The 10,935-nt window shown below is 40.8% G+C and carries 8 protein-coding genes; 3 read left to right on the top strand and 5 right to left on the bottom strand.

The features are described from left to right. Positions 1–205: 205 nt before the first annotated feature. Complete coding sequence (locus tag BC643_RS13585; RefSeq protein WP_120273603.1) at positions 206–1,420, top strand: multidrug effflux MFS transporter; 1,215 nt, start codon at positions 206–208, stop codon at positions 1,418–1,420. Positions 1,421–1,737: 317 nt separating this feature from the next. On the opposite strand, the gene cyoD is transcribed toward BC643_RS13585, so the two are convergent. From cyoD to cyoA, 4 genes are read right to left on the bottom strand one after another with little or no spacing between them, the layout of a single operon-like run. Further along, on the bottom strand, positions 1,738–2,067 hold the full coding sequence (gene cyoD / locus BC643_RS13580) for a cytochrome o ubiquinol oxidase subunit IV (protein ID WP_120273602.1): 330 nt from the start codon (positions 2,065–2,067) through the stop codon (positions 1,738–1,740). Positions 2,068–2,103: 36 nt separating this feature from the next. Continuing rightward, complete coding sequence (gene cyoC / locus BC643_RS13575; RefSeq protein WP_120273601.1) at positions 2,104–2,718, bottom strand: cytochrome o ubiquinol oxidase subunit III; 615 nt, start codon at positions 2,716–2,718, stop codon at positions 2,104–2,106. After that, a complete protein-coding gene (gene cyoB, locus BC643_RS13570) occupies positions 2,693–4,732 on the bottom strand; it encodes a cytochrome o ubiquinol oxidase subunit I (protein ID WP_120273600.1) in 2,040 nt (679 codons plus the stop codon). Before cyoB ends, cyoC begins: the two co-directional genes overlap by 26 nt. Before the next feature lie 29 nt (positions 4,733–4,761). Beyond that, entirely contained in the window at positions 4,762–5,670 is a 909-nt protein-coding gene (gene cyoA / locus BC643_RS13565) for a ubiquinol oxidase subunit II (protein WP_262697251.1), read from the bottom strand. A 1,304-nt stretch (positions 5,671–6,974) separates the two neighbouring features. Here cyoA and BC643_RS13560 point away from each other — a divergent pair. Then, complete coding sequence (locus tag BC643_RS13560) at positions 6,975–8,126, top strand: radical SAM protein (protein WP_120273598.1); 1,152 nt, start codon at positions 6,975–6,977, stop codon at positions 8,124–8,126. Positions 8,127–8,137: 11 nt separating this feature from the next. Beyond that, positions 8,138–9,427, top strand: a complete 1,290-nt coding sequence (locus BC643_RS13555) for a hypothetical protein (RefSeq protein WP_120273597.1) — start codon at positions 8,138–8,140, stop codon at positions 9,425–9,427. A gap of 477 nt (positions 9,428–9,904) precedes the next feature. On the opposite strand, the gene BC643_RS13550 is transcribed toward BC643_RS13555, so the two are convergent. After that, positions 9,905–10,876, bottom strand: a complete 972-nt coding sequence (locus tag BC643_RS13550) for a glycoside hydrolase family 43 protein (protein ID WP_120274282.1) — start codon at positions 10,874–10,876, stop codon at positions 9,905–9,907. Between the last annotated feature and the right edge of the window lie 59 nt (positions 10,877–10,935).

The raw sequence follows: 10,935 nt of genomic DNA, 5'->3' as shown, positions 1-10,935 counted from the left end.
TTGCTCATGGAATAAAATTTAGGTTGTCTTAAGGTTCACTATTGAAATTAGATCCTGCTAATTTCTGAAAAACTACGCTAATCCCGAAGCATTTAATTGTATTATTGACAAAAAGCGACCGTATCACCTTTTCGTTAAACTTTATCAGGTCTTAAGTGTCTAACTTACATCAGGCTTATCTTTGTTTTTCAAACTAGTATTTTTTATGACGAAGAAATTTCTAATCTCGCGGGACAACCGCTTTTTTATTGCCCAGATCACCTTTCTACTTGCCCTGCTGACTTCGCTTTCACCATTTGCAACCGACACTTACATCCCGGCACTACCCACGATGGCCAAGTTTTTTGGTGAGCCCATCAACATGGTCGAAATCTCACTGACCGTTTATTTTATCGGCGTGGCTGTCGGCCAATTCTTTGGTGGCCCGTTATCCGATTCGTTCGGCCGAAAAACAGTAGCCCTAACCGGTGTTCTGCTGTTCTCCGTCAGTAGCTTGCTCGCGATCTTCATTACCGATGTACGCATTTTATGGGCCCTACGTTTTATTCAGGCGATTGGCGGTGGCGGTGCTTCAGTGGTCAACATGGCTTTTGTTCGCGACTGGTTTGAAGGCAAGGATGTGGCTCGTATTTCGTCACTGATCAGCATGATTATGATGCTGGCGCCTTTGGTCGCTCCGGTTATCGGCTCGTTCCTGTTGCTCAGCCTGGGTTGGAAGTCGATTTTCATTTTCATGTCGGCAGTGGCCATGCTCACGTTTTTGCTGTTCATCTTTTTCATGCCTGAGTCGCGGCACCCACAGCATATTACACACCGTCTTACGGCAACACAACTGATCGGATCGTACAGCAGAATTTTCAGTTCGCCAAAAGCTGTTTTCCTGGTTTTGGCCAACAGTTTTGCAGTGTCCGGCATGTTCGTGTTCCTGACCGGATCCTCCTTTTTATACATTGAATATTTTAAGGTTGATGTGAGCCTCTTCCCGGTTTACTTTGGGGCTAACATTATTATGAATGTGGCACTGACTTTCCTGAACTTCCGCCTGGTGAAGACCATTGAGCCGGCAAAGATTCTGCATGTCGGGTTGCTTCTTCAGCTGGTTTCCGGCCTCGTGCTTTTCTTTGCCGTTCGCGCGGCTGAGCCAAGTTTGTGGCTAGTGTTTTTGCTGATGGTGTCGTTTATTGGAAGCCTTGGGCTGATTTTCTCCAACACCGTTGCATTGGTTATTAATCAGTTTCACGAGATTTCGGGTTCGGCCAACGCGGTGATCGGCGTTATTCGCTTTGCGTTCAGTGGCGCAGTTGGTTCGCTGTTAGCCGTATTTCACTCCGGCGATTTGATTCCAATGGGAACTATCATGGGGATTTGTACAGTGCTGGCCTATTTGCTGTTTACCGGTTCGCGATTCGCCAGACATTAGTCAAGCGCAGTCCTCGTTGTGGTGAACCACATAGGCACATAGAACACATAGTTCTATTTTGATGTCGCCAGTCTTCCTTTCTAACCACAGAGCGCACAGAGTTAGACACAGAGTTTCACAAGGGACTCAAATAAACACCAGGAGATGGATACGCACAAACATACTCTCTTGTGACCTATTGTGTCTATGTGGTTCAAACTTTCCAACTAAAACATTCTTCACAAAATAAAAAAAGCAATGTTGGCAGAGCGGAATAGCTATTCCCGGAAACTACCGACATTGCTTTTGAGCAATTTATACTAAATTCTGACTTTTAGTTACATCATGCGCGAGTTCAGCGTTACCATCACCCAAATAGTACCACCAACGAAGATGAATACCAATACGGCGGTAAAGGCAATGAAAACGACATTCCATCGCTGTGCTTTCGAGGTGTCCAGGTGCAGGAAATAACGCATGTGCACGAACATCTGCATCAAGGCTGCAATTGAAAGACCGATAAAAGCAACTTTCTTAGGCACCTCTTCCATCATTGCAAAGGCAAATGAAATAAGGGTGAACACCACTGCCAGCACAAAACCAACAATGTACGACTTGGCGCCTGAATGAGAAGCCTCGGCAACTTCTGTATGTGTATGATTTGACATATCTCTTTTCAGTTTTAAATGACTAACAAAACCGGATTAAAGTAATCCGAACAGGTAAACGAAGGTGAATACACCCACCCACACGATGTCGAGGAAGTGCCAGAACAAGCTCAGGCGTTCCAGGCGTGATTTCACACCGGTGGTGAATCCCATTTTTACGATTTGAATGAACATCACTGTCAACCACACGATACCGAAAGTAACGTGCAAACCGTGGAAACCGACCAGGGTAAAGAAAGCCGACAGGAAGCCACTACGGTCGGGACCTGCGCCCTCGCCAATCATGTGTGCAAATTCGTAAAGCTCCATACCAAGGAAGCCAGCGCCCAGCAAACCGGTTACAACCAGCAAGCTCAGCATTTGTTGCTTTTTCCCTTGTTTCATAGCGATCATCGCGAAACCGAAAGTCACGCTACTTACCAGCAGCAGCATGGTTTCGATAAACAGGAACGGCAGCTCGAAGAGCTCTTTTGCTCCGGGACCACCTGCGTAGTTTTTACCGATTACGGCAAACGTGGCGAAAAAGGTCGAAAACAGAATCAAGTCGGTCATCAGGTAGACCCAAAAACCGAAGGTCTTTATTTCAGTCTGGTCGTGGTGACCATGATCGTGATCGTGTGCGATATTAGTTGTTTTTGTCACTGTACTCATAAACTTCTTCTTTGCTTGATTTTTCTTTCTCTTCTTCTTTGGCAGCTTGCATCATCTTATCGAAACGCAAGTCCTCAACACGTTTCACTTCCGACGCCGGAATCAGGTAACCGTCGTTGTCATTGGATCCGGAAATAATGATGGTAGCAATAATACCGATCAAACTGGCAATAGCCAACCACCAGATGTACCAGATCATGGCAAAGCCAAATGCCAGTGCCAGACCACCAATGATCACACCGTAAGGTTGATTTTTCGGCATGTGGATATCCGCATAAACCGGGTAGTGTTTGTAAGCGGTTCCGTTTTCTTTCATTTCCCAGAATGGATCCAGGTCGCCAACAACCGGAACAACAGCGAAATTGTACTCAGCCGGCGGTGAAGCAGTGGCCCATTCCAATGTACGTCCGTCCCAGGCATCACCGGTCGCATCGACCAGCGATTCGCGTTTGCGGATACTCACCACAATCTGAATTACCTGGCAAGCAATACCCAATCCGACGATTGCTGTACCGATTGCAGCTGTAATCATGTAGGGCTGCCATTCCAGGTTATCGTAGTGTGCTGCACGACGCGGCATCCCCATGAAACCAACAGCGTAAAGCGGCATAAAGGCAACCAGGAAGCCGATCATCCAGCCCCAGAAAGCACGTTTACCCCATTTCTCATCCAGTTTGAAACCAAACATTTTCGGGAACCAGTAGCTGAAACCGGCAAAATAGCCGAACAGCGCACCCGGGATCAACATGTTGTGGTAGTGAGCAACCAGGAACACCGAGTTGTGCACCACATAGTCAGCTCCCGGAATCGCCATCAACACCCCGGTCATACCTCCGATAACGAAAGCAGTCAGGAAGCCGAGCGTCCAGTACATCGGGCTTGTAAAACGAATCCGTCCGCGGTACATGGTAAAGAGCCAGTCGTAAACCTTCACCCCGGTTGGGATGGCGATCAACATCGTGGTAATACCAAAGAAAATATTTACGTTCACGGTGTTACCCATTGTAAAGAAGTGGTGCAACCAAACCGTGAAAGAGAGAATCATGATTACAGCAGTTGCCCAAACCAATGACTTGTAGGCAAACAGACGTTTACTTGAAAAGGTGGCCACAATTTCGGAGAAAATACCGAAAGCCGGCAAAATTACGATGTACACTTCCGGGTGACCCCACATCCAGAACAGGTTGTTCCACATCATCATGTTACCACCCAATTCGTTGGTGAAGAAGTGCATTCCCAGGTAACGGTCAAGCGTCAACAAAGTCAACGCACCGGTAATTACCGGGAACGAGAAAATAATCAGAACACTTGAGGTCAGTGATGTCCATGTGAAAAGCGGCATCTTCATCAGGGTCATGCCCGGTGCACGCATTTTCAGGATGGTCACCACAAAGTTGATACCCCCGAGCAAGGTTCCCATACCGGAAAGCTGGAAGGCCCAGGCCCAGTAATCAACCCCGACACCCGGGTTAAATTCCTTTTCAAACAAAGGCGCCAAACCGGTCCATCCCGTGTTGGCAAACTCGCCCACGCCCAACGAAATCATCATCAGCCCGGCACCGGCAACAGTGAGGTAGAAACTCACCGAGTTCATCACCGGGAAGGCCACATCACGCGCACCAATCTGCAACGGGATGATAATATTCATCAAACCAATAATGAACGGCATGGCCACGAAAATAATCATGATAGTTCCGTGAGCACCGAATACCTGATCAAAGTGATGTGACGTCAGGTAACCTTCGTTTCCACCGGCTGCAATAGCCTGTTGAGCACGCATCATGACTGCATCGGCAAAACCGCGCAACATCATCACCCCGGCCAGGATGATGTACATGATACCAATTTTCTTATGATCGACTGTGGTGAACCATTCACTCCAAAGGTATCCCCACCATTTTTTATAGGTTACAAGGCCAAGAAGCGCAATTGCACCGATCGTTGAGCTACCCAGGGCGCCCATAATAATCGGATCGTGCAACGGAAGATCTGACCAACTTAACTTTCCTAACATATATTTATTCCTCCAATTTTACAGCGTTATTAATGCATTGTTCCATGTCCGTGCATGTGCATGTGACCTTCCGGCTCTGTTCCGTATTTCATCTCCATTTCGCCATGCTCCGGCATATGCATCCATTGCATGTACTCCATCATGATGGTGTTGAAGAGGTTCGGATCAACTGATGAAAAGCTGGTCACCGGGTGATTGATGTTGACCATCAGGTTGATCTCTTTGAAGCGATCGACCGTCAAGGTATCCGGAGATTCTTTCACGCCTTTCAGCCAGTTTTCGAAACCTTCGCTGGTGGTTGAAATGGCTTTGAAGTGCATGCCGGCATAACCGTTACCGCTGTACTCCATGTTCTGACCACGGAATACACCAACTTCATCAGCCATTAAGTGCAGTTTTGTTTGCATACCAGCCATCACATACATCTGGCTTCCCAGAGCTGGAATGAAGAACGAGGTCATGACCGAACCCGAAGTCAGGCGGAAGTTCAACGGCGTGTTCACCGGGAACACCAATTGGTTTGCCGAAGCAACACCATATTCCGGGTAAACAAACAGCCAGTCGCTGTCAGTGGAGATCACGTCGATTTCCAATGGCTTGTTTTCCGACTCCAACGGTTTGTAAGGATTCAGCTTGTGTGTGCTGTCCCAGGTCAGGTAACCCAACGCAATAATAATGGCTACCGGTACCCCCCATACCACTGCTTCAATTGCATTGGAGTGCGTCCACTTGGGTTTGTAGGTAGCCTTTTTGTTTGAAGACCGGTAACGAATGGAAAACCAAATAACCATGACGAATACCGGAAGAACTACAATCAGCATTAATAAAAATGCTACTTTAATCAGAAATGCCTGATGCTCTCCCACCGGTCCGCTCGGCTCAAGTACAACCATTTTTTTGCACCCTCCGAGAATAGCCGCTGTGAGCAGGAATAGCATTCCTTTCAAAATTCTAATCCCTTTCTTTCTAGTTGATGAATTCATACATTAATACAATTTTTCTTAGCAGATCGAACTGACCGCTGCGTGAACAGCGAGCCGATCATTTTATTTTAGTCGACAAAAAAACAACTCCAATGGAAGAAACACAAAAGTGCCGCTACCAACCAGTTTACTAATTCAAGCAACTGCTTCGTTTAATTAGTTTGTTTAGTTTAGTATGTTCCTGTGATTAAGCCCAGTTTCCGTTACATTCCAAATTGACTGACCACCGCAACAACAGGTACAATCAACAAAGTTTAACTTGAAAAGTTAGAGCCTATTAACCAGAATTAAGAATCTTTTGATGTTCCTCAACTCGCAAAAACAGCTACAAACCTAATATAGAATCACTTTAAATAATACCTAAATGTCTTAAAATCTGGAAAAATTATCGATTTCTTCCCAATTAGGTAACCTTAGTCGTCAATAGTCAAAACCGATCGAGATACCAGGTTCTTTTGCGGCTCAAAATAAAAGCGGGACAGCAATTACCAATGCCGTCCCGCTTCTCCAAATTTTGCTCGCATTTACAACCAAGAAAATACCGATTCATACCATCAGCAGAAAGCTGTTAAGAAAATGCGTTAAAGGGCTTTCTGTTTCTGTAAAGTCAATGAGTCGGAAAGCAATTGATCGGAGTGACGAAAAAAGTGTTACCGCGTATTCGTTTACCAAAAGCGAGCAGCTTTTAAATGACTCCAGGTAGCTTAAACCACAGCTTAGTTTGCTTTTTACGAACTCAAGTCAGTTCCGACCTCAGATCTGATTCCATTTAACCGAGTTGTGTCTACTGCAAACTTGCCCGGGTTAGCGTTGAACTCCGATGATTCACTTTAAGGTACCGGGGAGTATCTCCGGGGTACCGCTCGTCGTGTTAAATAGAAACTGCTTATCCTGATAAAATCTAACTAGAAATAACAATAGCCAAGCACAACAAACAAACAATAGTTCACTTATATCACTCTACACCAATCTTTTACAAATGTTAATAAAAAATCAATTTTAACATCTATTAAAAATATGTTCGTCTTAAGTTGTAACTTAAATAAGAAAACAAACAGGCATAAAGCCAATTCTAATTCCAGGCAGTATTTCGAAAGAATCAAATATCGTTTGGATGATATTTTGGACGACTCAACATAATAGGTGTTGTTATCCCTCTGTTTTTAGGGTTATAACAACACCTTCAGTTACGAGATAAACGAAATAACAACACCTCCAGGTGTTGTTACAAACTAGTTAGATGGCATTTTTGACATACTATGAAAAAAATAATTTCGGCTTTTTCAAAACAAATTATAGATAAAATTCTATATAAATGCATAATCATTGAAAAACACCAACATTATGGTGAATTGAATATGGCGATTATAGACATCGTGATTAATTTTTTTTCTATTTTCAAAAAAGGTCTACGAAGTTATTTCGAGGAAAGAAATTGGTTGTCAACCAAAATTTATTTACTATTTCACTCAATAATTAATACTAAATTTAACAATAGTCTGAGAATGGTAGCACCTTTAATAACTACTGTTAGTCTTGGTACTGATTGCGAATCTTCATGTCAATTTTGCTATTCTCATTCTAATCATAGTAATGAAAAAAACTTCATTGATATAAATATCATTAGAAAAATATGTCAAATACCGACTCCATATTTAATCTTAACAGGTGGAGAACCAATAAATCATCCTAAAATTATTGAGATTATTGATATTCTAATTAAATCAAATAAAAGTATTTATTTAACCACAAACTCATACAAGGAAAAATTGCTTCCACTAATTAAAAGATATGGAAGAAAGATTAATTATTGTTTTGCAATTTATGATTACCCAAGAGATCATGATAAATTGAGAGGTGAAAAAAATTTTGAGAAGACTATTGAATTAATCAAACTATTTGACTCATTGAAAATGCGTTACAGTATTAATTGTGTTGTAAGATCAACAGATTTGAATTCTTTTTATGCAATTAAGGAATACTTATCTGCTTGGAAACCAGAGTTAATATTGATATCAAGATTAAAAACGCATTTATTCCATTATCAAAAAATGACTCCAGATAAAATCAAGAAAGAAACACTAAGAAATGTCAATATTCTTCATGCATATTCTTTGAAATATAGTTTACAAATTTTATATGAAGGTACCGATTTGGTTAGGAGACATAGTAAAAGACAATCAATCAGTGAGTTTATCCTAGGGATTAAAATTCCAGTGAATAAATGCGGTGCAGCAAACTTAACAATGCATATCGATTCATATGGAAATATTCATCCTTGTTTTTTGCATGAAACCCGGTTATCCAGTTGGAACATTTGTGATGATAACGATTTTTATATTCGTTGGAATAAATACTCAGAAATTTCATCAAAATGTATAAATAGAACTAAAATGTGTATTAATTATTAATTTTTTGCTAAATGGAAGCTTTAAAAAAAATATTATATGCAATTGGTTTGATAATACTATCACCAATATTATTACCTGTTGCATTTATTGTTGTAATAGGCTGTTCTATATTTGAAGCTATTGATTTTAGTGTAAACCTTATTTCTCCTATTTTTAAAAAGAAACCACCTGACGTTGTTGGGTGTCCGGTAGAAAGGAACTCATTACAAAGTTTTTTACCATTATTTTCCCCTTTAATATTATCATTTTCAACTATATTTTTATTTCCTGACAAACAATACTTAGATATTCAAAACAATAAAAATCTAGAATTTAATAGCTACTTCAATATTGAAATTATTAACAATACCCTTAGTGAATTGAAGTTAGATAATTCTAGTGCTATACATATTGAATTTGATGCATATCCTGATACAATAGAGGCAATAAATTTAGATTATTCCATAAAAAAAATTATTCAAACAAATGATACATTGTGTAGAGTCATTATCCAAAATCTTAATATTTCAAAATTTAGCAAAGCACATATTAATATAGGTTTTCAAAAAAACAATGTAATAACAAGTAATATTATATCGAATAAAATTCGAATTGGTAAATCAACTTTTTTAAGAGGTACTCAAGTTTCTAAGATTCTAATCTATATTCAATTTTTTCTATTAACAGGGTATTCTTTCTATTACTTCATTTACTTAATATCAAGATTGGTTAAGGTTCGTACTTGGATTAAATCATTGGCAGAAACAGACCAAAAGAGATATAAAAAAAATATTTTTAAAGGTGAAATAAGTCTTTTGAATAGTTATTTTAAACATGAAATTAATCGATTACCTCCTCGTATATTAGAATATTCAGTAACCAATATTACTATTTCAGTTTTGTTTGTTCTTTTTATGTTATTGATTTCATTATTAGAATTGATAACAATTTTTTATCAATCAACCAATTTAATTAACATTTCAATAATAATGACTGTATCAATCATTTGCTTGTTAATTATGATTGTAAGGAATGTTTTGATTATACATTCTTATAATTCATGGTTGCAATATCATCAGTCGAGATTTTTATCTTTTGGAGATAAATTGGAACAAGAAAAGTCAATACTAGAACAAAACAAATTTCATAGGTATCTTTCTAATGGTGAGTTATATGAAGCAATTAAAATAGATCCTGTTAATTTTCCAAGAGTTGAATTGTATTCAATGTCGCATTTTAAAATGAATTTTCATAAATCTGTTCTTTTTATTATGGTTTTAATATTAGTTATAAAACTAATTGGATTAGTAATTATATTTTAAATCATGATTTTGAATAACGCCATCTAACACGCGGTATAGTTAATAAGGGTTTCAGTGGTTTTCGAGGCGTAATAATCCGCTCCAAATTTTGCTGTAACTTGATAGGTAAAAAGCCCGCAATCCCTTACTAACCATACCGCCACCGTTAGCATTAATTAAATGAAAAGTCGCATACTGAAACATATCTTGATTACGTATGCAATCTAATACTTATGATACTTGGAGGCGTAATTTATTTTGCTAGTTCAATTAGTTCTACATATCCCCCAATTAAAAAATATAATATTGAATGCTCGGTTTACGAATTCGAAAAGAACCTTGAAAATTTAAAACTGACGCAATCATTTAATTTTACTAAAACAGACACTACAGGCAGTTATCGGTAGATTACAGTACGGCTTTTCCGAGTTTTTGGGCACTAAAAAAGTGGAGAAACCATCAGTCTCCCCACTTCCTTCGTTAAAGTTTTTACTGCGGTTATTCGCCTCCGCCGTCAATCGTTCTTATGCTTCCATCTGCGTTATACTCCAACTCAACGACTTTCAAGCTACGCAGCCAGGTTTTCCCGCTTGATGGCACACAATCGTGGTGGAACAAATACCACTTGCCTTTGAATTCGACAATGCAATGATGCGTTGTCCACCCCACTACCGGCGTTAAAATCACTCCCTGATAGGTGAAAGGCCCGTAAGGGTTATCACCTACAGCATAACACAATTTGTGCGTATCGCCGGTTGAGTACGAGAAGTAATATTTGCCCTGATATTTATGCATCCAGGACGCTTCAAAGAAACGACGGTCGTTGTCGCCTGCTTTAATCACTTCGCCATTTTCATCTAAAATAACCAAGGCACGTGGCTCTTCACCAAACTCCATCAAGTCGTCACGCAGCTTCACCACGCGCGATGGCAAAGCCGGCTCATCATCGGCCGGAAAAGCGGCACATTCCAGCGCTTTATTGTCGCGGTATCGCTGCAGCTGGCCACCCCACAATCCACCAAAGTACATGTAGTGCGTACCATCATCGTCGCAAAATACGCAGGGGTCGATGGAGTAGCTCCCTTTCATCGGTGCCTCTTCGGGAATGAACGGGCCTTCGGGCTTGTCGCTCGTAGCCACACCAATACGGAAGATATCGGTTTGGTCCTTCAGCGGAAAATAAATGTAGTACTTGCCATTTTTGTATGCGGCATCGCAATCCCAAAGCTGACGGCCTGCCCAGGGAATATCCTTCACCGCCAGACCAACGCCATGATCGGTCACTTCACCTTCGATGTCCTCCATCGAAAAAATGTGGTAATCGCGCATGTCGAAATGATCACCATTGTCGTTTTCCGGAATGCCCGACTCCACATCGTGCGACGGGTAGATGTACAGTTTTCCGTTGAACACATGCACTGCCGGATCGGCTGTGTACAAATGCGGAACGAGGTATCTTGCTTTTTTCATTTTATTGTAATTTTTGATTTTATTCTTTCGCTTCAGGATATTCCCCAATTTACTTACCC

Origin of the sequence: Mangrovibacterium diazotrophicum, assembly GCF_003610535.1 — a bacterium.
GTDB classification, from domain to species: Bacteria; Bacteroidota; Bacteroidia; order Bacteroidales; family Prolixibacteraceae; genus Mangrovibacterium; species Mangrovibacterium diazotrophicum.
This window is presented reverse-complemented; position numbering and strand designations above follow the sequence as displayed.